This is a genomic window from Streptococcus oralis (assembly GCF_964238205.1).
Classification (GTDB): domain Bacteria; phylum Bacillota; class Bacilli; order Lactobacillales; family Streptococcaceae; genus Streptococcus; species Streptococcus oralis_CZ.
Genome location: NZ_CAXSLF010000002.1, coordinates 191,793 through 212,064, shown reverse-complemented (window position 1 = coordinate 212,064; position 20,272 = coordinate 191,793). Strand labels below are relative to the sequence as shown.

The 20,272-nt window shown below is 40.0% G+C and carries 27 protein-coding genes; 1 reads left to right on the top strand and 26 read right to left on the bottom strand.

Annotated features, from left to right (window positions below; genetic code table 11):
• Positions 1 to 16 precede the first annotated feature (16 nt).
• The 5 genes from ACESOD_RS04735 to ACESOD_RS04715 all read right to left on the bottom strand — a co-directional run bounded on the left by ACESOD_RS04735 (position 17) and on the right by ACESOD_RS04715 (position 2,522).
• The gene (locus tag ACESOD_RS04735) at positions 17 to 412 is read right to left on the bottom strand and encodes a single-stranded DNA-binding protein (protein ID WP_000282453.1); all 396 of its coding nucleotides are present in this window, start codon (positions 410 to 412) and stop codon (positions 17 to 19) included.
• A gap of 74 nt (positions 413 to 486) precedes the next feature.
• A complete protein-coding gene (locus tag ACESOD_RS04730) occupies positions 487 to 1,248 on the bottom strand; it encodes an SDR family NAD(P)-dependent oxidoreductase (RefSeq protein WP_373094315.1) in 762 nt (253 codons plus the stop codon).
• 29 nt (positions 1,249 to 1,277) lie between these two features.
• Positions 1,278 to 1,904 carry a YtpR family tRNA-binding protein gene (gene ytpR / locus ACESOD_RS04725; protein WP_373094313.1) on the bottom strand — a complete coding sequence of 209 codons (627 nt, stop codon included), beginning with the start codon at positions 1,902 to 1,904 and terminating at the stop codon, positions 1,278 to 1,280.
• 13 nt (positions 1,905 to 1,917) lie between these two features.
• Positions 1,918 to 2,235 carry a thioredoxin family protein gene (locus ACESOD_RS04720; protein WP_373094311.1) on the bottom strand — a complete coding sequence of 106 codons (318 nt, stop codon included), beginning with the start codon at positions 2,233 to 2,235 and terminating at the stop codon, positions 1,918 to 1,920.
• On the bottom strand, positions 2,232 to 2,522 hold the full coding sequence (locus ACESOD_RS04715) for a DUF4651 domain-containing protein (protein WP_373094309.1): 291 nt from the start codon (positions 2,520 to 2,522) through the stop codon (positions 2,232 to 2,234). The genes ACESOD_RS04720 and ACESOD_RS04715 overlap by 4 nt, the downstream gene beginning before the upstream one ends.
• Before the next feature lie 164 nt (positions 2,523 to 2,686).
• Between ACESOD_RS04715 and ACESOD_RS04710 the strand changes: the two genes are divergently transcribed.
• Positions 2,687 to 2,992 carry a DUF898 family protein gene (locus ACESOD_RS04710; protein WP_373094307.1) on the top strand — a complete coding sequence of 102 codons (306 nt, stop codon included), beginning with the start codon at positions 2,687 to 2,689 and terminating at the stop codon, positions 2,990 to 2,992.
• Positions 2,993 to 3,029: 37 nt separating this feature from the next.
• Here ACESOD_RS04710 and ACESOD_RS04705 read toward each other — a convergent pair whose 3' ends face one another.
• From ACESOD_RS04705 to ACESOD_RS04605, 21 genes are all read right to left on the bottom strand, one after another.
• Positions 3,030 to 3,284: a DUF1912 family protein gene (locus ACESOD_RS04705; protein ID WP_061862687.1), complete on the bottom strand. Its 255-nt coding sequence runs from the start codon at positions 3,282 to 3,284 to the stop codon at positions 3,030 to 3,032.
• 9 nt (positions 3,285 to 3,293) lie between these two features.
• The gene (locus ACESOD_RS04700; protein WP_373094305.1) at positions 3,294 to 4,628 is read right to left on the bottom strand and encodes a DUF438 domain-containing protein; all 1,335 of its coding nucleotides are present in this window, start codon (positions 4,626 to 4,628) and stop codon (positions 3,294 to 3,296) included.
• The gene (locus ACESOD_RS04695; protein WP_000368731.1) at positions 4,628 to 4,861 is read right to left on the bottom strand and encodes a DUF1858 domain-containing protein; all 234 of its coding nucleotides are present in this window, start codon (positions 4,859 to 4,861) and stop codon (positions 4,628 to 4,630) included. Before ACESOD_RS04695 ends, ACESOD_RS04700 begins: the two co-directional genes overlap by 1 nt.
• A gap of 322 nt (positions 4,862 to 5,183) precedes the next feature.
• Entirely contained in the window at positions 5,184 to 5,366 is a 183-nt protein-coding gene (locus tag ACESOD_RS04690) for a hypothetical protein (protein ID WP_373094303.1), read from the bottom strand.
• 1 nt (position 5,367) lies between these two features.
• Positions 5,368 to 6,147 (bottom strand): hypothetical protein, encoded by a 780-nt coding sequence (locus ACESOD_RS04685; RefSeq protein ID WP_373094301.1) that lies wholly within the window; start codon positions 6,145 to 6,147, stop codon positions 5,368 to 5,370.
• Positions 6,148 to 6,309: 162 nt separating this feature from the next.
• Positions 6,310 to 6,660, bottom strand: coding sequence for a 30S ribosome-binding factor RbfA (gene rbfA / locus ACESOD_RS04680; RefSeq protein ID WP_373094299.1), 351 nt, complete (start codon positions 6,658 to 6,660; stop codon positions 6,310 to 6,312).
• A 168-nt stretch (positions 6,661 to 6,828) separates the two neighbouring features.
• Positions 6,829 to 9,582, bottom strand: a complete 2,754-nt coding sequence (gene infB / locus ACESOD_RS04675; protein WP_373094297.1) for a translation initiation factor IF-2 — start codon at positions 9,580 to 9,582, stop codon at positions 6,829 to 6,831.
• Between the two features lie 16 nt (positions 9,583 to 9,598).
• Complete coding sequence (locus ACESOD_RS04670; protein ID WP_049504276.1) at positions 9,599 to 9,898, bottom strand: YlxQ-related RNA-binding protein; 300 nt, start codon at positions 9,896 to 9,898, stop codon at positions 9,599 to 9,601.
• Positions 9,891 to 10,184, bottom strand: a complete 294-nt coding sequence (gene rnpM, locus ACESOD_RS04665) for an RNase P modulator RnpM (RefSeq protein WP_000857562.1) — start codon at positions 10,182 to 10,184, stop codon at positions 9,891 to 9,893. Before rnpM ends, ACESOD_RS04670 begins: the two co-directional genes overlap by 8 nt.
• A gap of 22 nt (positions 10,185 to 10,206) precedes the next feature.
• Positions 10,207 to 11,343 carry a transcription termination factor NusA gene (nusA, locus tag ACESOD_RS04660; RefSeq protein WP_049504279.1) on the bottom strand — a complete coding sequence of 379 codons (1,137 nt, stop codon included), beginning with the start codon at positions 11,341 to 11,343 and terminating at the stop codon, positions 10,207 to 10,209.
• Positions 11,344 to 11,385: 42 nt separating this feature from the next.
• Entirely contained in the window at positions 11,386 to 11,865 is a 480-nt protein-coding gene (gene rimP, locus ACESOD_RS04655) for a ribosome maturation factor RimP (RefSeq protein WP_000338687.1), read from the bottom strand.
• Positions 11,866 to 11,991: 126 nt separating this feature from the next.
• On the bottom strand, positions 11,992 to 12,627 hold the full coding sequence (trmB, locus tag ACESOD_RS04650; protein ID WP_049508543.1) for a tRNA (guanosine(46)-N7)-methyltransferase TrmB: 636 nt from the start codon (positions 12,625 to 12,627) through the stop codon (positions 11,992 to 11,994).
• Complete coding sequence (gene ccrZ / locus ACESOD_RS04645; RefSeq protein WP_373094288.1) at positions 12,624 to 13,418, bottom strand: cell cycle regulator CcrZ; 795 nt, start codon at positions 13,416 to 13,418, stop codon at positions 12,624 to 12,626. Before ccrZ ends, trmB begins: the two co-directional genes overlap by 4 nt.
• Before the next feature lie 225 nt (positions 13,419 to 13,643).
• Positions 13,644 to 14,333, bottom strand: a complete 690-nt coding sequence (locus ACESOD_RS04640; protein WP_373094286.1) for a CPBP family intramembrane glutamic endopeptidase — start codon at positions 14,331 to 14,333, stop codon at positions 13,644 to 13,646.
• A gap of 320 nt (positions 14,334 to 14,653) precedes the next feature.
• On the bottom strand, positions 14,654 to 14,965 hold the full coding sequence (locus tag ACESOD_RS04635) for a role in replication (protein ID WP_153225109.1): 312 nt from the start codon (positions 14,963 to 14,965) through the stop codon (positions 14,654 to 14,656).
• Between the two features lie 329 nt (positions 14,966 to 15,294).
• Positions 15,295 to 15,897 carry a CPBP family intramembrane glutamic endopeptidase gene (locus tag ACESOD_RS04630; RefSeq protein ID WP_373094284.1) on the bottom strand — a complete coding sequence of 201 codons (603 nt, stop codon included), beginning with the start codon at positions 15,895 to 15,897 and terminating at the stop codon, positions 15,295 to 15,297.
• A gap of 502 nt (positions 15,898 to 16,399) precedes the next feature.
• Positions 16,400 to 16,804 carry an immunity protein gene (locus tag ACESOD_RS04625; protein WP_075230635.1) on the bottom strand — a complete coding sequence of 135 codons (405 nt, stop codon included), beginning with the start codon at positions 16,802 to 16,804 and terminating at the stop codon, positions 16,400 to 16,402.
• Between the two features lie 346 nt (positions 16,805 to 17,150).
• Entirely contained in the window at positions 17,151 to 17,507 is a 357-nt protein-coding gene (locus ACESOD_RS04620) for a hypothetical protein (protein ID WP_373094282.1), read from the bottom strand.
• Positions 17,508 to 17,608: 101 nt separating this feature from the next.
• A complete protein-coding gene (locus ACESOD_RS04615) occupies positions 17,609 to 18,958 on the bottom strand; it encodes a sensor histidine kinase (RefSeq protein ID WP_373094281.1) in 1,350 nt (449 codons plus the stop codon).
• 13 nt (positions 18,959 to 18,971) lie between these two features.
• A complete protein-coding gene (locus tag ACESOD_RS04610) occupies positions 18,972 to 19,709 on the bottom strand; it encodes a response regulator transcription factor (RefSeq protein WP_373094279.1) in 738 nt (245 codons plus the stop codon).
• 4 nt (positions 19,710 to 19,713) lie between these two features.
• Positions 19,714 to 20,052, bottom strand: a complete 339-nt coding sequence (locus tag ACESOD_RS04605) for a LytTR family DNA-binding domain-containing protein (protein WP_373094277.1) — start codon at positions 20,050 to 20,052, stop codon at positions 19,714 to 19,716.
• Positions 20,053 to 20,272 lie beyond the last annotated feature (220 nt).

The window sequence follows — 20,272 nt, the reverse complement described above, 5'->3', positions numbered from 1 at the left end:
TTCTATTTGATTGATATTAAAATGGAAGTTCCTCTTCTTCCAAGACCAAATCTGCTAAGTCTTGTCCTGCATTATTTTCACGCATAGCACGTTGGGCACGGCTTTCTAAGAGTTGGAAACCTGTACAGAGAACTTCTGTTACATAGTTGGTCTGGCCATTCTTCTCAAACTTACGGGTACGAAGTTCCCCATCCACAGAAATGAGACTACCCTTGCTTCCATAACTAGCCAAGGTTTCAGCCAATTTTCCCCAGACCACAATATTGATGAAGTCTGCTTCACGTTCCCCATTTTGATCTTTATAACGGCGATTCACTGCGATAGTTGCTCGTGCAACAGACTTATCATTGTTGGTTTTGTGCAACTCTGGTGTAGACGTCAAACGTCCGATCATAATAACTTTATTATACATTTTTTCATCCTCCTACTTATCTATTCGAAGGTAAAAGAAAAAAGTTACAAAATTTGTAACTTTTTTAAATAATGTTAATCTCTGTGAATCATAAATCCAGTTGCTTGTTGATTGGCCATGATGGTCATATCTGTAATTTGCACACGACGTGGTTGACTGGTCACATAAACAACGGCATCAGCGATGTCTTGTGCTTGCAAGGCTTCGAGCCCCTGATAGACCGTCGCAGCCCGTGCCTCATCTCCATGGAAACGGACTTTTGAAAAATCAGTCTCTACAATACCAGGCTGAATGGTTGTCACCTTGATATCAGTCGCAATGGTATCAATCCGTAGTCCATCTGAAAAGGTTTTGACTGCAGCCTTGGTTGCTGAATAGACTGCTGCACCAGCGTAAGCGTAAATACCTGCGGTTGAACCCATATTAATGATATGGCCTTGATTTGCAGTCACCATAGAAGGCAAGAGACAACGAGTAACAGCCATCAGGCCCTTGACATTGGTATCCAGCATGGTCAGCATATCCCACTCTTCATAATCCTGATAGGGAGCTAAGCCTAAAGCAAGTCCAGCGTTATTGACCAATATATCAATCTGACCCACAGTTTTTAGAATATCTGAACAGACAGTCTTAACCATGCGCATATCCGTAACATCTAAAGGAAAGGTCCAAACTTTTTGATTTAGAAAGATTTCTGCGAACTCAGTTTTGAGAGCTTCAAGTCTTTCTGTTCGACGTCCTGTGAGAACAATATTCTCACCTTTTTCTAGATAGGCACGCGCAATAGCTTCACCAATACCTGATGTTGCACCTGTTATCACAACATTTTTTGCCATCTTACTTTCTCCTATCTAACTTAACAAATTTAAGCTGTCCAGTGTTTTGCTGGGTCAAATGGAGTTCCAACAACTTGGTCTTCGGACAATTCAATGACACCACGTTTTTGTGGAGCATTTGGCAAATGCAATTCACGAGGACTACACATCATGCCAAAACTCTTTTCACCACGAAGTTCCCCTGGGAAAATGAGATTGCCTTTTGGCATCATAGCTCCTGGAAGAGCTACAATGGTTTTCAAACCAAGACGCGCATTTGGAGCACCTGCCACGATTTGTACTGTTTTGTCATTCCCAACAGCAACTTGACAGATGTTCAAGTGATCACTATCTGGATGTGCCACCATCTCTACAATTTCTCCAACCACAAATTTCGGTTCCTTGTCATTGATAATCTCTTCGGTAAAATCTTGAGCTTGCAATTCTTGGTTCAAATGAGCTACTTGGTCGTCTGTCAAGAATACTTGGCCACGTTCCTCAATTTCGAATAAGCTAGAAACTTCAAAAATATTCCAAGCAACAGTTTCACCTGTTTCCTTTAGGAAAACACGCGCCACATTGCCTTTACGTTCAACATCTAGTTTGGCATCGCCACTGTTTTTCACGATGACCATAAGGACATCACCAACATGTTCTTTGTTATATGTAAAAATCATTCTTTCTTTTCTCCTATTTTAATCCTGCTAAAAAGTCGTTAATTTGTGCCTTGGTTTTACGGTCACGATTGACAAAGCGCCCAATCTCCTTGTCCTTGTCTAAAACAACAAGACTTGGAATCCCGTAAACATCCCAAAGTTTAGCTAGTTCCATGTACTCATCACGGTCTACTCGTATAAAGGTAAACTCTGGATTTGATTCTTCAATCTCTGGCAAAGCAGGGTAGATATAACGACAATCGCCACACCAATCCGCAATAAAAAGGAAGACCTTCTTGCCATCCCGTTCAACTAGATTAGCTAGTTCTTCCAAACTATGAGGATTTATCATAAGATTTCCTCCTCATAGATGAGAGCATCATCATCATAGACAAAGGTATAGTGACGACCATCCTCAAAAATGACACCACCAACGAGACGCTCTAAGCTACTTTCGTAGACTTGGACATAGAGAGTCGCAATTTCACCCATCTCTGAAAAGGAGTCACGCACAATAGCGGTCAACTCTTCCTGCGTTTTCATGAGTTTATGGTCATCAGCTACTTTCTTAGCTCCAAAAGCAAGTGCTCCGAGGCCTACTAATGCCAAACCTGTTTTAATGATATTTTTCGTTTTCATGCTAACATTGTAACACAAAAAGATAAGTAGGACAAATCGTGAATGCTATTTTCGTTTGAACTATATGTACCTCATTTCAAGAAATATTGACTCCTATCTCCTCCTATGGTACAACACCTCAAAGTAATGATTTACTTATCCATAAAATTCTAAGGAGACTCTATATGAACAAAGAAAGTTATTTTGACGGTGGATTACTCAGCTTTATCGGGCACTCAATTGTCGCTTTTTTCATCATCGCCTTAACTCTAGGAATTGCCACACCTTGGGCCGTTTGTTTTATGCAAGATTGGAAAGTCCGACATACTGGCATCGATGGTCAACGTTTATACTTTGATGGAACTGGCACCCAGTTATTTGGAAATTGGATCAAATGGTTCTTACTGACAATTATCACTCTTGGAATCTATTCATTTTGGTTAAAAATAAAAACAGAACAATGGATTACCAAGCATACGCATCATATGTAAAAAGTGCGGTTTATAGACCACACTTTTTTTATAGCTCTTAATAATGTCTCTCACCAAATAAACCTTCCGGCAATTCATGGAACCCCTTGCCTGCCTTGAAGTTTTCAAATTTGCCTAGCAAGAACTGGTAGGCATCCAAGCGGCTTTCATAGCGAATCATAGCATCTTTAGCACGCTCATCTTGGTCTTCTTCATAGACCTTTTGGCTTTCCTTGAGAGCCATATCATTAATCATAATCTGGGTATTAACCCAGGCTTCAAATTCTTTCATAAATTCTTGTTCGTAACTCATTTTTTCTCCTTATTCTAATCCACGGAAATAGTCTGTATCAATCTCACGGTAAGGCTGGATATCCTGAACATACTCCAATACACCTTGAAATTCTCCATTTTCATCGTGTACTGCAGCATAGGTGATATGGACAAACTTACCTCGTGACTCGGACTTGAACCACATCTCATACTTGTCCTTGACCCCGTCACGAAGACCTTTCATAATGGTCTTTACCTTATCAAGGTACTTGGGCGGGTGACAAAGCTCAACATTGCGCCCGACTTGAGAAGGTGTCCGCTTGAAAATCATCTCATCTGCTGGCGTATTGTCATTGTAATACTGGAAAATATCATCCTTATTAACAAAGGTAATTTCCATTGGCAGATGGTTGAGAATAAGATTAGCCTGCTCGACTGAGAGATAGCCATTACCAAAAGCCTGTTGACTATGGCGATCTACTACCGCTTCCTTTTCCTTAGGTGTGAAGGTGATAGTAAACTGACCTTCTGGCGTATCAATCACTTGTTGAACCTGTCCATCTACAGTTTCTGGCTGAGTTGGTTCTTCTACACTTTTTTCCTCAACAAAACTTTGACGTTCAGGAACCCATTTCTCAGACGGACGGATAATGGCATAGCCATAAGCATCACTTTCCTCTGCAATCTGAATCCAGTCATCCTGGGTGAAGGATTCGAGCAGAATCATGAGGAGGATGGACTCTTCCTTGAAAATCATACTCTCAAATTCAGTCGCAAAAGCTTCAAAAGCTTCCTTTACGGCGGAAATTGGCACTTCTGGGAGCGACTTAGTTGCCGCTAAAGCTGTTTGAAAGAGTTCCCTAATCTGGTCATCGACTCCCCACATGACTTTTGGAGGCGAATCATGTCCATAACGCTCCATGATAGGAAAGAAGAGTTCTTCCTTACGCTGGTAGTGACGGTCGAACTGACCTACAAGCCCCATCTGACGAACCAACCCCTTACGCATCTCTGCAAGCATTTCCTCGTCTTCCATAGACTCATATGTGTCTAACAATCTTCGAACACGAATCAAGGCAGCACGGAGGGCTAGATTTTCATCCTTAAAAACACGTACAGGATGACCTGGATGCTCGGTATCTTCAACTTCGACACCCTTAACAGCATTCTTAAAGAGATTAGCATGCACATCACAGAGCTCCATGACGTCTTCAAATGTCACACCTGAGTCAGAGTTCATCAACTCGTGCTCCATGAGAGAAATCTCGATAGCTGATACACCTGTAAAGGTTGCATCAAAGCGTTCCTGAACGGATTCAGGGGAGGCTCCATTATGCAATTCTAATAAAATATCCCGTAGGACATGAATACGTTCATCTGCCATTAGTCTATTCCAATCACTTCGTAACCATTTGCTTCAAGTGTGCGCACAATCTTATCCATAGGAGTTCCCTCCAGTTTAGACCCCTGTTTGAGCGATACTTTTCGTCCGACTGTATTTCGCATCAAAGGATTTGCAAGAGGTTTAAAACCGAGTTCTACTAGGATATCTAAAACTTCTGGATGCTTGTCCACAACTTCCGCAACAGGAATAGATACATCAATGATATTGTCCATCATAACCTCCATCATATTCTCTAACAGTTTTTTTCTTTTTTATTATACCACAAGGGCAAAGATTAAAAAACTAGCAGTAGAAGACTTGCCAGTTTATTTCGTATAATTTCATTATTTCCAATTATATAGACTTTTCCTAGTAAAACCTCAAAGTCTTATCCTTACCATGATCATCAGAGAAGTTTGAAAAACCAATCTATGATCTTGAAAAGAATCCTATAGAACAGTAATTGGAAGGCAAAAGAGATTAGGAACCATAGAATTTTTATCAAACCAACAATTGGTGTTATAAAAAGAAGAGTGAAGAACCTCCAAAAAGATTTCATTCTTTATCCTCCGGCTTCATCAACCAAGTAGCTGTATCCATAAGCTTATCTACGAGAAATAATTTTCCCAAACTAACGACTGTGTTTTCATCTTTTTTTATGGTTTCTGCAACTTTTAAAGCTTGCCTTGTTAGAAGATAATTACCGTAGGTTTTGGCCAGTACTGTTATGTTCCCCATGTCAATCTCCTTCTATGATTTCCACTTCTTTTCGGATAGTGGCAACATCTCTTTGATATTGTGCTTCATCGTAGTTAATCAATTTGGACAATTCTTTTTGCAATCTTTCTCCCATGGGTTTCATGGTCGCAAAGGTTAAGCCACCTGATAGGACTCCACCTAAGATAGGAATAACTTTCCCCATCCCCTTAGCCAATCCTCCCTTGGTCAGATTCACTCCAAAGATTTTCAGAACTTTTTCCAAAATTGGATACCAAAGAGTCTTTGTTAAAGCCTTTTTATTCACGATTTTCATCACTTGCTTAGCAACTGTAACACCACCAGAACGAAGGAGAGCTCCCGCACCATTTACTCCCAACATCACTCCCAGATAGAGCAAGAGGGTATTTTTAGCTTCTTCGCTCAGCTCATTTCGTGAAGCCCAGAGATCATCATAGCCGTAAATATAGCCTAGCTCCTGAGCTAGTTTCAGTGAAAATGCGTAAAACTGGGCTACATCTGTCGGAATTGTAACGGCCATGGCAATACCTCCAGGTAATCCAGCCAAAACAGATGTCCCACTTGCTAACAATACATTATCTCTAATACAGGCATTGGCCACTCGATCTAAGGTTTTCTGAGGTAATAAAGCTGTCGGCCCTTCATCCAATAATCTAGGAATATCCTTTGAAGCCACTTCCTTAGAGAATTTGTCCATTAAAAATTTTGACCGGTTCACTTTAACGACAGGAAGTTTTACTACCTGTTGCAACACTTGCATCGCCACATCTTCTTTAGCCATCTCTATCTCCATTTTTCATTCATATCAAGCTTTATCTTATCATATTTATGGAATAAATGATATTTTCAAGATTTATTTTATTTTCTGAATTTCTATTTATATAATCTGACTAGACAATGACCGACTTATAGCCACAAAAAAGAGGGTTGCCCCTCTTTCTGCTTAATGTTTATCCAGATTGCGTAGCATCTCGTCAATCTTGTTTCCATATTCGATGGATTCGTCTTTGACGAAAGTTAAGTCTGGAATTTTGTACAATTTCAAATTACGACCAAGTTCACGTTTGATAGTACCAGTTGCTTTTTCAAGTCCGACTTGAGTTTTTTGATTATCTGAAGCCAGGTTACTCAAAATAGTGTAGTAGACCTTAGCAACAGACAAGTCACCTAGCATCTGAACATCAGTGATAGTCACACCTTGGACACGTGGATCACGGACTTTCTTTTGCAAAATCTCGTTGACTTCGCGCTTGATCTCCATGCCCACACGATCCGTACGGAAATGATTTGCCATGCTTTTTTCCTTTCTCTAAATTGAACCAAAAGCTAGGCCAGCAGACCTAGCTTTGTCTATTAGATAGAGGAACTAGAGCCATTTGAATCTAGGAAACAAGCCTTAGATAGAACTACGGGTTCATCAAGGCACTGTTGACGACGAGTCAAATCGGCTATCGTTTCTCTATTATCGTTTGATTTCTTCCATGATGTAGGCTTCAATCACATCATCCATCTGAATATCATTGTAGCCATCAATCATAAGACCACCTTCACGGCCGTTTGTAACTTCTTTAACGTCATCTTTATAGTGTTTCAAGCTAGCTAGAGCGCCATCGTAAATAACAACACCATCACGGATAACACGGACTTTAGAGTCACGGGTAACTTTACCGCTGGTAACCATGAATCCTCCGATTGTTCCCACTTTAGATACCTTGAAGGTTTCGCGGATGATCGCTTCACCAATAATTTTTTCTTTAAATTCTGGGTCAAGCATCCCTTTCATGGCTTCTTCCATCTCTTCAATCACCTTGTAGATGATGCTGTGGAGACGGATTTCTACATCGTCGGCTTCTGCTTGTTGACGAGCTTGTGGTGTAGGACGCACGTTGAAACCAACGATAAAGGCATTTGAAGCTTCGGCAAGAGTCACGTCAGATTCATTGATAGCACCAACTGCTGAGTGAACAATGGTTACTTTAACGCCTTCCACATCAATCTTTTGAAGTGATGCAGAGAGAGCCTCAACAGAACCTTGTACGTCGGCTTTGATGATGACGTTAACTGACTTGAGTTCTCCTGCTTTAAGGGTATCAAAGAGGTTTTCAAGGCTAACACGTTGAGTAGCTTGACGTTGCTTCATAAGAGCACGTTTGGCACGTTCTTCACCAGCTGCACGCGCAGATTTTTCATCTTCGTAAACAGCAAAGTGGTCACCCGCCATTGGTGCTTCGTTCAAACCAGTGATCGATACAGGTGTTGATGGGCCTGCGACCTTGACACGACGTCCGAGATCGTTGGTCATAGCACGGACACGTCCGAAAGTATTTCCGACAACGATTGGATCTTGAACGTTCAAAGTACCTTGTTGGACAAGGAGGGTCGCAACTGCACCTTTTCCTTTATCCAAGCGGGCTTCGATAACAGTACCAATGGCACGAACTGTTGGATCTGCTTTGAGTTCTTGGATTTCAGCCACAAGTAGAACAGTTTCCAATAGTTCATCGATATTTTGGTTGAATTTAGCTGAGATTTCTACAAACTCAGAATCGCCACCCCAAGCTGTTGACATAACACCATGTTCAGCCAATTCACCGATAACACGTTCTGGATTAGCACCTGGTTTATCGATTTTATTGATAGCTACGATGATTGGGACATTAGCTGCTTTTGAGTGGTTGATGGCTTCGATAGTTTGAGGCATTACCCCGTCATCTGCCGCTACGACCAAGATGGTAATATCGGTAACAGAGGCACCACGCGCACGCATAGAGGTAAAGGCTGCGTGTCCTGGTGTATCAAGGAAGGTAATCTTCTTACCATTTTCCTCAATCTGATAGGCACCGATATGCTGAGTGATACCACCGGCTTCACCTGTTGCAACACGAGAATTACGAAGGGTATCCAAAAGGGTTGTTTTACCATGGTCAACGTGTCCCATGATCGTTACAACTGGTGGACGCTCTACAAGTTCATCTTCATTGAGATAACCCTCTTCAGCAAAGAAACGTTCGATATCAGCATTGTCGACTTCAACCTTTTGTTTCGCATCAATACCGTAATCTACCATGAGGAGTTCGATTGTTTCACCGTCCAAGGACTGGTTTTGTGTCGCCATCACACCCATCATGAAGAGTTTCTTAACAATCTCAGCTGGTTCGCGTTTGATACGTTTTGCGATTTCCGCAACGGTCATACCATCTGTATATTCAAATTCTGTTGGCAATTCATGGAACTTACGCTCTGTAACAGGTTTTGGTGCCTGATTACGGTTATTTTTGTTATTGCCTTTTTTATTCTTTTTGTTATTGTTCCAGTTACTATTTCTTTGATTTCTCACTTGATTTTGACTACTTCGATTCTTTTGTTGTTTTCTAGGACCATCTTCTTCGTGATCGTAATCATCACGATCTTTGTCTGGTCGGGCTTGTTTCTTACGACGTGTATCCACTACAGGTTCTTTAGCTGCAGGAGCAACTTCAACCACTGGTTGAACTGGCTGCGCTTGTTCAGCTAACTTAGCAGCTTCTTCAAAGATTTCCTCAGGTTCCTTGCGTTTGTTTGCTTGGGCCAAGGCTTCTTTAGCTGCTTGAGTTTGCTTGAAGCGTTCCTCACTTGAACGAGCATATTCTGCATTTTGCTCTGCCTTTAGAGCAGCTGCACGGGCTTTAAAGTCAACACGTGGGCCTGCTTGATTTGGACGTTTGTCCTCTTGCTTGCGGCGATCATTTCCGCGATTTTGCTGACCTTGTTGTTTTTTACCTTGATCATTGAATCGACGGTTGTCACGATTGCCTTGGCCTTGTTTACCACCATTACGGTTATCATTTTTTTGACGATTCCCATTTTGTTGATGGTCACGGTTATTACCCTTATTTTGCTTGCGTCGTTCAGCCTGCTCTTTTGCACGTGCTTCACGCTCAGCCTTAAAGTTTCGACTCTGCGGTTTTGCTGGTGCCACTTTTTCTTCTTTAGGGGCAACAGCTGCTGCTGGTTTTGCCTCTTCCTTAGCGTCAACTGGCTTTGGAGCCACAGGTTTCGACTCTACCTTTGGAGCAGGAGCAGGTTTAAAACTTGCTACGATTTTTGAAGCAGCTGCTTCCTCCACACTTGATGAGTGGCTTTTTACATCCAAGCCCAACTCTTTTGCACGCGCTACAACTTCTTTACTTTCTTTTCCAAGTTCTTTTGCGATTTCGTACAATCTTTTCTTAGACAAATCATGTCCTCCTCTTCTATTCCATAAGAGACCTCATTTTCTTTGTAAATCCAGCATCTGTCACAGCCAAAACTTTTCTTGATTTTCCGACTGCTATGCTTAATTCCAGTGTTGAAAACACGGTAATAACTTCTACTTGATAATAATGACTTTTATCCTGAATCTTCTTGGTCAGGTTGGGGGCGGCATCATGAGCGAGAAATACCAGCTTTACTTTCTGATCTTGGATGGCCTTGACCACCATTTCTTCACCCGAGATGATTTTCCCTGCTCGTTGAGCAAGTCCCAAGAGATTGGCAATTTTTTGTTTATTCAAGTCCTAACTCTCTTCTTTTCACTTTGTGATCGACATAGGCAATCAACTCGTCATAAAAGCTTTCTTCAACTTCCATACTAAAGCTACGGTTAAAGACTTTTTTCTTTTTGGCCTCAAGGGCTTCTGCATTGTCTAGCTTGATATAAGCGCCACGGCCATTAGCCTTTCCTGTTGGGTCGATAAAGACCTGTCCTTCTTTGTTCTTGACAATACGGAGTAAATCTCGCTTATCAATCACTTCATTGGAAACAACAGACTTGCGCAAAGGGATTTTTCTAGTTTTCATCCTTCCCTCCTCTGATCAGCTTTTATTCTTCGACCAATTCGTCTGTTTCTACCTGGTCAGCTTCTTCTGCTGCTTCCATGGCTTCAAACTCACTTGCAGATTTGATATCGATACGATATCCTGTCAAATGAGCTGCCAAACGAACGTTTTGTCCACGACGACCGATCGCAAGAGAAAGCTTGTTATCTGGCACAACTACCAAGGCACGCTTGCTGTCGTTTTCATCAAAGATAACTTGGTCAACTTCTGCAGGAGCAATAGCGTTGTAGATAAATTCAGCTGGATCGGCTACCCATTCGATAACGTCGATGTTTTCTTCGATTGGAACCATACGATCGCTCTTAGCATCGTAGCGGGCTGGGTGGAATTTGCTAGTAATTTTCTTGATGTTAGCACCACCACGTCCGACGATTGTCCCGATCGCATCCACGTTTGGATTGTGGCTACGAACAGCAACCTTGGTACGGTCACCTGCTTCACGAGCAACACTCATGATTTCAACAGTTCCGTCATAGACCTCAGGAATTTCTTGTTCCATCAAACGTTTAATCATTTCTGGATGGCTACGGCTCACAAATACGTTCACACCACGAGGATTGTCTTCAACCTTGTAGACATAAACTTCGATACGATCATGAGAAGCAAAAACTTCTCCAGGGATTTGGTCTTGTTTTGACAATTGGGCTTCAATGCTACCAAGATTGACATAGATAAAGCGATTGTCAAAACGCTCCACTGTACCAGACATGATTTCTTGCTCATGCTCTTTGTAAGTATTGTAGGTAATGGCACGTGTTTGCTTGCGCATTTTTTCCATGATGGTTTGTTTGGCAGATTGAGCTGCTACACGACCAAACTCACCTGGTGCTTCTTCAAATTTAATCTTGTCCCCAAGCTCGTAAGCTGAGTTAATGGCAAGAGCATCTTTTAAACTGATTTCCAAACGGCTATCAAATACTTCATCAACTACTTCACGAACAGTATAAACTGTAAAGTCACCTGTCTTTTCGTTGAAATCAATGGCTACACTGTCTGATTGACCATAGCGTCTGCGATAGGCTGAACGAAGTGATTCCACCACTGCATCAATGATGTCTTCTTTTTTGATTCCCTTGTCTTCTTCCAAAATGCGGAAGGCCTCTAGCATTTCTTTACTCATCTTCTATTCACTTTTGAATCTTCAAAAGCTTCCTTTCTTTTACTATAATTTTACTGCTAAACGTGCTTTTGACACCAAACTGTATGGGATTTGGACCGTTTTCTTACGTGTCTTGTCCATATATTCCATAGTCAACTCATCCTCTTCAAAGGCTAGCAAGGTTCCTTCAAAGACCTTTTGCTTATCGATGGCTTGGTAAAGTCCAACATGGATGTATTTCCCAACCGCTCCAGCGACTGCTTCCTTGGTTTTCAAAGGACGCTCCAAGCCTGGACTGGTGATTTCTAGGAAATATTGTTCTGGGAAGGGATCTGGCTTGATAGTATCTAGGACAGGACTGATAATCTCTGTCAAGTCCGCTGTGTCGTTCAAGGTAATTCCCTCTGGTTTATCTACAAAAATACTAAGAATCATGTCACTGCCAATCTTTCCGTACTCGATATCAACGAGTTCAAAGGGAGCTTCAATGACAGGTTCTACGACTTCTCTGACTAATTCTACGATAGTTGCGATTGCGTCCACCTCCTCATAAGCAAGAGGCGAAGATATTTCCCCGCCTCACTTTCTCATATTCTTACTTACAGTATAGCACTTTTGAATACTTATGTAAAGTATAAGCACTCAGAAGTCTTGATTTTAAGCTTTTTCTTAAAATTCTGCCTCAACTCGATAGATGACCTGACCCTTACTTGAGAATTTTTCTTCATATTCTGTCATGACATTACCTTCAAAATCGCTGGCATGCAAGTCCAACCAAACTCCATTGAGCTTCATGCCGTATTGAGAAAAACTCACTAAGCTATATTCAAATAAGCCACGGTTATCTGTCTTGAAATGAATCTCACCGTGTTCAGGCAAGATACGCTTGAAGGTATCCAAGAAACTTTTATAGGTTAGACGACGCTTTTCATGGCGCTTTTTAGGCCACGGATCTGAAAAGTTTAGGTACAAGCGATCAATCTCACCATCTTCAAAGTAGTCGGTCAAATCAGAACCATCAACCCACAACAACTTAATATTGGGTACAGCGACTTCCAAAACCTTGTCCAAGGCATAACTCAAAACAGACTTTTGAATATCAATCCCGATATAGTTGATATTAGGGTTTTGCTTGGCCATACCTGACACAAAGGCTCCCTTACCACTACCAACCTCAACATGGATAGGATTGTCATTTCCAAAGAGGTCTCGCCATTTTCCTTTGGCTTCTAAAGGATTTAAGACAACATACTGAGGATTAGCCTCTAGTAATTCTGTTGCCCCTTTACGATTTCTAACTCTCATCTCTTCTTTCCATACTTGTCACGGAAGATGCGCAAGGCATAAATCTCCCGATTGACATTTTCTAGATCTTCATTTGTATAATATTTGGCAATCTGGCTCAAGAAGGATAACTGAGCATACCAAAATAGTTTGCTGATGACTGTTTGGTTGTATTTGTAACCGTAATAAGTCAACCACTCTTTCCACTGATAGTCTGGAATATAGTGACATAGCATATGCGCCACATCAAACATGCGATCCGTTAAACGAACGGAATCCCAATCCACTAAATAAATAAGACCGCTCTCTGTCTCAATCCAATTACTATGTCGTACATCTCCATGAACGATCGTTGCATAATCTTCCCTAAAGTTTGGCAAGCTTCCTCGCAAATCCTCTACTACCATTCTTAGATATTGATTGTTCTTCAAGGATTCTGGAGCATCTTTTAACCAAGCCTGAAGCAAGTCAAAAGGTGTTTCTAAAGAATAGCCCAAACGAGTCAATTGCGTCATCAAAGGACGCGAACGATGCAAGCGGCTCAAAATATTGATAATCTGCTTGCGATTCATATCATAAGGGGTCAAAATTTTACCATTCAACCATTCTTGGGCACACATATCACGCCCATCCGATAAACGGCGAGTCCATAATAATTGAGGAGCGATTTGTTCCTTGGCTAAACCAGGTAGGATTGGAGAGGTGTTCATTTTAATAAAGACGCGCTTCCCATCAGGGTAGCTTCCCATATAAGCTTTTCCGCTTTTCCCAGGTATAGGGGTCAGCGTTAGCTCAATATCACCCAAGTCCATTTCTTTCCTCCGTATAAAGTTTCCTTACTATTCTACTAGTTTTTAGGCTATTCGTCAACCAGTCCAGACTCGATTCTCAAATAAAAGCCCTTTATCCAATCTTGTTAAAAGAAAAAGCCAAGCAGAGAGATCTACCTAGCCTTGGTCATTCAATTTTTTTAGCAGAAAATTGTAAGGAAAAAATCTATGCTTAATCTGATAATTCAAGCTTTTAACTGGTTCTCATCATGCAAATACCCTATGCAAAAAAGTCATGATAAATGGTAAGTTTGCGATGATATTATTAACAATATGAATCGTGTAAGAAGGATAGATAGTCTTTGTATAGCGTGTCAAACCACCAAATATACATCCAACTGCTGTATAAACCAGAAGGTCTAATAGACTAGGAAAACTTGAAAAATGGGGTAAGGCGAACAAAACCGACGGAAATAGAATATCCAGTCCCCATCTTGAATTCTTAAAGAAGGCATGTTGAAGCAGTCCCCTACATACCAATTCTTCCATCAGAGGCCCTAGTACTATTAAGGTTAGGTAAACTCCGAACTCTGCAAAATTGGTCTCACTATAGGCAATAAACAAATTCCAACCTTCGTTTGTCCCCTGAACATGTTTAGCTGTCAGATAGTTAAAGCTTATAAGAACGACAGCTGCTAACATCGTCAGAACAGAATAACTCAACCACTTTTTCCTAGGGATACGAAAGAGATAAGCATGGCCCGACCTAACCAAGAACCACATCATCAAACCGATAAAGAAAACACTGATGATGTTTCGAATCCAGATAAGATTTCCTACCCAAGACGAGAACTCCCAATAATTTCTCCAAAATTGGGTTGTCCAAGACAATCCGAAAAACAAAAATAAATAAGAAAGGACTGCACTCGTTTTGAAAAGAATAGAATATTTTTTCATAGAAACTCCCTAATAGCTTTGCTATCGTAACTGCCACCAATTATCATTTATACTCTTCGAAAATCAAATTCAAACTACGTCAGCGTCGCCTCACCGTACTCAAGTACAGCTTGCGGCTAGCTTCCTAGTTTGCTCTTTGATTTTCATTGAGTATTAATCCTCTATCATTCAGTCTCGGTAGCTATCACCATGACTTTGATAAGCCAATACATCTACCCTTGTGTACTTTTGTTGCTGTTAAAAACTTTATATTTTTCATCATCTAGGTAGTCAATTCTTTTCAAAGTGATAGACCATCATCTTTTTTCTACCTAATCATTTTATAAAACTTGATAGTCTCGATGAAAAGTTGTGGCAGATACCACTCTATGATTTGTGAGGTCAAGATAATCTCCTGGATAGCCAAGGACATACATACTATAACCAGCAAAACCTCCTCCTGCTGTTCCGACTAGACCAATTTTGAGATTGGTTACAAGAGAAGACTGAAGTCCTGCCATTAAAATTCGGACATGATTGTCTAGCCATACTATGTAATTCTTTTGCAAGGCGTCTTCTACCCAATCTGGTTTAGGAGTATCTTTACCAATTTCCCAAACTTCTACTATTTGATTTTTATATTTTGCTTGCATCTTTTTAATCTTTCTTTTAAGATTCTCACAGGGTTTTTATGTTCTTCTTGCCTGGTCTATGTTTTAGCAGACTATAGATCGTAACAGGGGTACTTACCAGTACAAGAACATGTCTCCAGAGTTCTGTTGAAATCATGAGTACTCTTATACAAAGAACAAGAGATAGCAATATTATTACAACTCGAGCAAATAAATCTAACAATTCGACATACTTTTTCATTTGATTCCTCCATCTATTGATTTCACATCTACCAGGTCCGTTCCCTAGTCACTATGACGCTAACTGACCATCCTCTACATTCCTTTGTAAATTTAACCACTGTCAACTACTAGAAGAATGATAAACAATTGTAACAGATATGGACTAAGATAGGCACCGATAGATTTTGACTCTTCTTATAAGCAAAGCCCAGCATCAAACCTCCAAATAGATAATAGATAAATGAAGGAACATCATAAGGTGCATGCAGGAAGGAGAAGAGAGAGGCAGTCAGTATAAGCCCCAACCAAGAATTTTCAAAAACCGCACCTTGAAGGATACCTCTGAAAACAAATTCCTCCAGAATAGGCCCAAAAACTGTCGCGTTTGCAATAAAGGATAATGAAATTCCTGTACTAGCTGCTTCAAGGTGTTGATATCCTGCACCAGAAGAAACTGTGAAAAAACTATGATAACCTATATTTACCAGCACGCAAAGAAGAAAGCTTCCAATAAAAAGTTGAACTTCTTTCTTCGTTAAACTTTTTAGCGAAATCATATCAAACCACTTCGCATAGGCAACACTCAGTGAAATCAAGAAAGTGTTTGTTACAATAAATATGTACTCGTTTTGAAAATAATCCCCTTGATTGATGGTATAACCTACTGTAGCGACTATTACATAGACTAAAAATCCAACAAAAACGGCATGACATTTATTAAAAATGGCCATAAACACAACCTCTCTCCTTTAAAAGTCGATCAAAATAAGGATGCAAGAATTTTGCATTTTACAGATGATCCTTAGCAGATATTAATTTGAAACTATTCATTCTATTTAGATGATCCATTACAGACCTATAAAACTTCTATGTTCAAGATTCAAAGTGGCTTTTTCTCCATTTTTTATTGAACTGAACGAAGATATAAACCGAAGCAAAGTATGCTAGTGCATCCATTACATAATACCACTCATTTCCCCTAAGCGGATAAAGACAAGTTTGCATGATTACATACAAGATGACAATCGTAATTATTTTTTTCGCCATAAGAATCACTCCTTTATTTCAGTTTAGCATTGGTATCCTTGTAACTTTTACACACTCAGTATAGCACTGCTTTTTTAGGTTTTGCATCCAAATCTTAAACGGTCGTCAAAAACTCTTAAATTATAAGAATTTCTCTTAAAAAAGACCAGCAGTCTGAAAACACTGCCTGTAAGTTCTTTTTTTATCTTACTTTTTATAATACTTCAAGCCCCAAATGAGCAGCAGCATGATGAATAAGCAGAGAACAGAAGCAATATAACCAATCAGTTGTTGATAGGATTCTGCCGCCGTCATACCTCTATACAAACCGATAATAGACATAAAGCCTGTCAATCCGATGAACATGAGTTGATTGGTTCTCGGATTGACCAACTCATCATCTTCAAACTTTCTCACTCTCATTTCCCTAGTGAGGTAAACAATTACCAAAATAGAAGCCAAGTTAACAACTACTAAAAGCAATTGAAAAACTAAGGAAAATTGCAAAAACTGACGAGAGAGAAATAAATAAGTAGAGATCAGTACAGGTAACTGACCTAGGAACAATCTAGCTAGGAAGATGTTTCGTTTTTTTGAAAGAAAAGTTTTCATTTCTTTACTCCTTTCTTTTTAATGATAGCAAAATAGATCATAACTGCAATCAGATAGGCTATGGTATAAAATAAATGATACCAATTACTCTCCCCAAGCGGAGACATGATTAGATACAAGATGAAAATGACAAGTATTTTTTGCTTCATAAGATTTCCTCCTAAATGTGTGCTATATTTCAGTTGAGCTATATCCTTTACACTGCTAGTATAGCACTCCTTTCGGCCTTAATTCCCCCAAATCATAAATGGTCATCAAAACCTCCTAAATTGTAGAAAAAATAAAAAGCAAGCACGGAAAATATGCTTGCCCTAATAAAACCTAACAAATCAAAATGTACTTAACTTTACTTCCCTTTTTTCTGATATATTCTCATGATAGCTAGGACGAGAAAGGCCAGCCAGCTTGCTAAAACTAGAAGGGTGAGGCCTGTATGTAAGATTTCAGGTGTCCTCTCTATTCGGCTGATGAGACGGACTAAGGACATAACTGCCATCTGAATGAGGAGCAAGGATTCTGCCCTAACCAATGATGTCTGCTGATTTTCAACTGCATGTAAAAAGGCTGGTAGCAAGACACAGGTTGCAACAATTATAATCAGATTAGCTCCTGTACCTTCTCCCTCATTGACTAGAGAAAACATGAGAAGATTGGATAGGATAATCAGTACAGAACACGCTATAAAATAAGATTTCTGGTTCATTTATTTTTCCTCGAATATTATAAAAAGTCAGGCTGGATAAGGACAAATCGTAGCAGTGTTTTTCAACCTAAAATGCTTAGGTCCTCTTGTTCACACATTCTCTAATCAGAAGTTGACAGCAAATGAACCGCCAAAACCTGACGAAAGACTTGATCTTGACAGGTGGTATTGAGACTGGCATTGGGATAACTTTCCGCAATCTTCATGACGGTATAGAGACCAACACCTCGGTCCTCCCCTTTAGAACTAACTCCAAAAGAGAAGATTTCAGAAACATCTATACCCTCTTCTTTGATGGAGTTTTCAATGATAAAGGTCTCCTGTGCGCCATTTTTTATAAAGGCGATTGAGACATGAGGTTGACTGGCCTCTACACTGGCTTCAATAGCATTGTCACAAAGGATAGACACAATAGTCAGAAAATCAAGCAGACTCATCCCCTCGACCTGAATCTCCTCAGGAACTTCGACATTAAAGACAATCTTCTTATCTCTGGCTTTTAGAAATTTCCCTGCTAGAAGACTTTTGAGGGCACGGTCACGAACATTTACCAATCTGCCCAGGTCATATTTATTGTCCTGCAATTTTTGGCTAGAGTCCTTCAAGACGGAGTCGTAGACCTCTTTTATCTGCTCCATATCCTCCTCTTCAATGCCCAGACGTAAGCTAGTCAAGAGGTTGGTATAATCATGACGAAAGCTCCGCACTTCCTTATAAAGCTCCTCTATATGCCGACTATATCGCTCCATATCTCTATAGCGCAAGTCCTGCTCTTGGTTCAGTTTTTCCTGAAGTTTTTCCTTCAAATAGGTATCCAGCTTCTTGATAATCCCCATAAAAAAGAGCAGGTAAAACACTAGAATCAGATGGCGAACAGTCGTTGATTGGATACCTTGTACATATTCAAAGTAAGACAGACTTTGCATCACTAGATAGTAGGTTCCCATTATCCAGTTAATCTTAGTCAGGGACTTTTGAAAATCTTTATCTAGAATCTCTCTTCTCAAGCTAGTAAAATCATAGTCCAACCATTTCAAAAAAACTAAAACTATGAAGCAAACGAAAAACATAATCAATAAAAAGGCAGGATTGCCATCTCTATCTACTATTCCTTGCCCCAAAAATGGAAACACAAAATAGGAAACCCCTCTATAAAAGAGATTCACTAATATCATTGGAAAGAGACCATAAAAGAGAAGGAGTTTTTTAGGAAGGCCTCTTAACAATAAGAAAGATAAGCCTATGCCGAACAAGGGTTCTATAAAATATGACAGATAGTCACTCACAACTAAAAATTGAAAAGTTGCAAAAATGGCCGCTAGAAGAAATTTCAAAAGAAAAGCCTTAAAAATCCTCTCAAAAGTGAGACCAATTCCATCTACCTTAAAGAATATGACAATTTTTAATCCATTAGTAACAAGTGTGTACAACAATATCCAAGCAATATTCATAAACTCTCCTAGCTCAATGTAAGTTATTGATAGCCTCAGACACTTCCCTGACCTTATAACGTGCGATCAGACAGCTTCCGCCATTGGGAAAGAAAAGGAGTTTTTCTTTCTTATCCAAACGAACTACATTAGTTGGATTGACTAGAAAAGAGCGATGGCACTGCAAGAGACGGGGCTCCTGCTTGAGAACCTCCTCTAAACTCGCCGTAAATTCCAGCCTGTCCGTCTTAGTATAGAGAATGACACGATGGGGTCTTGGGGACGTTTCGAGATAGTAAACCTCTTTAAAAGGATACTGGAATTGAGCAAATTTTGATTTAAAATAAAAGCAATCTTCCGCCAGACTTTTACTATCTTGACTATTGGCATAGAGGAGGGCTGTCTCGATCCGAGATTCAAACTCCTCTGCCGACAAGGCCTTATCAATGTAGTCCAAAGCTGAAACTTGGTAGCGAAAGGACAGGGGCATAAACTCTGAGTGTGTCGTCACAAAGACGATTAGAGCATAAGGATCCCGATCCCGAATCTTTCTAGCCACTTCTAGTCCCTTCATCTCTTCGTTTCGAATCTCAATGTCCAAAAAGAAAAGCTGATGCGCACCCTTCTCATGCACCTCTGCCAGCAGTTGGTCTGGCTTGCCAAAGACTTCAAAAGAACTGGGAATGATACTCTGTTTTTTCAAAAGTTTTTCAATCGTCGTTTCAATCCTAGCTTGTTGGGAAAAATCATCTTCTAAAACAAATATTCTCATCTTCTTACTCTCCTTGTTTCAACCATTTTTGGCGAATTTCTCTATAGCGACGTCTGGCATACTTGACAGCGTATTGACCTTCTTCTCCAAGAAAGAGTGTCTTTGATTTGATATCCATGGATTTTAGCCGTTCAAGGTTGACCAGACAATTTCGATGACATCTCGTTAAGGTTTCCCCATATTGTTTCTCAAGCTTGCTTAAATTTTGAAACAGATCAAAGCTAGCTTCTTTAGTAAAAATCTGCACGGTATGGGCTTTACTTGGATGCGTTTGGATATAGTAGATATCCTTTATGTTTAATTTGAAAATTTCTTTCTCTTTTTGGATGATGATATAGTTCATGGATAAAACCTCCTAAAAAGAGGATACCATAAGTCTAGCAACTAATTTTCACCAAATCCTAAACGGTCCTCAAAAATTCCTAAAGTGTCGAAGCTTTTACAAAATAACTATGATAACCTTACAACTATTTTATCATAAAATCCCGCTATTACCATTCAGGAAATTTCAATGACAATTAAAGATTTGAAGGTGAAAAAAGAGTAAAAAGTGATAGGCTAGG

What these genes read in the sequence shown, in the direction of transcription:
- ACESOD_RS04735 (WP_000282453.1), bottom strand. Translation starts at nt 412, where the DNA reads ATGTATAATAAAGTTATTATGATCGGACGTTTGACGTCTACACCAGAG.
- ACESOD_RS04730 (WP_373094315.1), bottom strand. Translation starts at nt 1,248, where the DNA reads ATGGCAAAAAATGTTGTGATAACAGGTGCAACATCAGGTATTGGTGAA.
- ytpR (WP_373094313.1), bottom strand. Translation starts at nt 1,904, where the DNA reads ATGATTTTTACATATAACAAAGAACATGTTGGTGATGTCCTTATGGTC.
- ACESOD_RS04720 (WP_373094311.1), bottom strand. Translation starts at nt 2,235, where the DNA reads ATGATAAATCCTCATAGTTTGGAAGAACTAGCTAATCTAGTTGAACGG.
- ACESOD_RS04715 (WP_373094309.1), bottom strand. Translation starts at nt 2,522, where the DNA reads ATGAAAACGAAAAATATCATTAAAACAGGTTTGGCATTAGTAGGCCTC.
- ACESOD_RS04710 (WP_373094307.1), top strand. Translation starts at nt 2,687, where the DNA reads ATGAACAAAGAAAGTTATTTTGACGGTGGATTACTCAGCTTTATCGGG.
- ACESOD_RS04705 (WP_061862687.1), bottom strand. Translation starts at nt 3,284, where the DNA reads ATGAGTTACGAACAAGAATTTATGAAAGAATTTGAAGCCTGGGTTAAT.
- ACESOD_RS04700 (WP_373094305.1), bottom strand. Translation starts at nt 4,628, where the DNA reads ATGGCAGATGAACGTATTCATGTCCTACGGGATATTTTATTAGAATTG.
- ACESOD_RS04695 (WP_000368731.1), bottom strand. Translation starts at nt 4,861, where the DNA reads ATGGACAATATCATTGATGTATCTATTCCTGTTGCGGAAGTTGTGGAC.
- ACESOD_RS04690 (WP_373094303.1), bottom strand. Translation starts at nt 5,366, where the DNA reads ATGGGGAACATAACAGTACTGGCCAAAACCTACGGTAATTATCTTCTA.
- ACESOD_RS04685 (WP_373094301.1), bottom strand. Translation starts at nt 6,147, where the DNA reads ATGGCTAAAGAAGATGTGGCGATGCAAGTGTTGCAACAGGTAGTAAAA.
- rbfA (WP_373094299.1), bottom strand. Translation starts at nt 6,660, where the DNA reads ATGGCAAATCATTTCCGTACGGATCGTGTGGGCATGGAGATCAAGCGC.
- rnpM (WP_000857562.1), bottom strand. Translation starts at nt 10,184, where the DNA reads ATGAAAACTAGAAAAATCCCTTTGCGCAAGTCTGTTGTTTCCAATGAA.
- nusA (WP_049504279.1), bottom strand. Translation starts at nt 11,343, where the DNA reads ATGAGTAAAGAAATGCTAGAGGCCTTCCGCATTTTGGAAGAAGACAAG.
- trmB (WP_049508543.1), bottom strand. Translation starts at nt 12,627, where the DNA reads ATGAGAGTTAGAAATCGTAAAGGGGCAACAGAATTACTAGAGGCTAAT.
- ccrZ (WP_373094288.1), bottom strand. Translation starts at nt 13,418, where the DNA reads ATGGACTTGGGTGATATTGAGCTAACGCTGACCCCTATACCTGGGAAA.
- ACESOD_RS04640 (WP_373094286.1), bottom strand. Translation starts at nt 14,333, where the DNA reads ATGAAAAAATATTCTATTCTTTTCAAAACGAGTGCAGTCCTTTCTTAT.
- ACESOD_RS04635 (WP_153225109.1), bottom strand. Translation starts at nt 14,965, where the DNA reads ATGCAAGCAAAATATAAAAATCAAATAGTAGAAGTTTGGGAAATTGGT.
- ACESOD_RS04630 (WP_373094284.1), bottom strand. Translation starts at nt 15,897, where the DNA reads ATGGCCATTTTTAATAAATGTCATGCCGTTTTTGTTGGATTTTTAGTC.
- ACESOD_RS04625 (WP_075230635.1), bottom strand. Translation starts at nt 16,804, where the DNA reads ATGAAAACTTTTCTTTCAAAAAAACGAAACATCTTCCTAGCTAGATTG.
- ACESOD_RS04620 (WP_373094282.1), bottom strand. Translation starts at nt 17,507, where the DNA reads ATGAACCAGAAATCTTATTTTATAGCGTGTTCTGTACTGATTATCCTA.
- ACESOD_RS04615 (WP_373094281.1), bottom strand. Translation starts at nt 18,958, where the DNA reads ATGAATATTGCTTGGATATTGTTGTACACACTTGTTACTAATGGATTA.
- ACESOD_RS04610 (WP_373094279.1), bottom strand. Translation starts at nt 19,709, where the DNA reads ATGAGAATATTTGTTTTAGAAGATGATTTTTCCCAACAAGCTAGGATT.
- ACESOD_RS04605 (WP_373094277.1), bottom strand. Translation starts at nt 20,052, where the DNA reads ATGAACTATATCATCATCCAAAAAGAGAAAGAAATTTTCAAATTAAAC.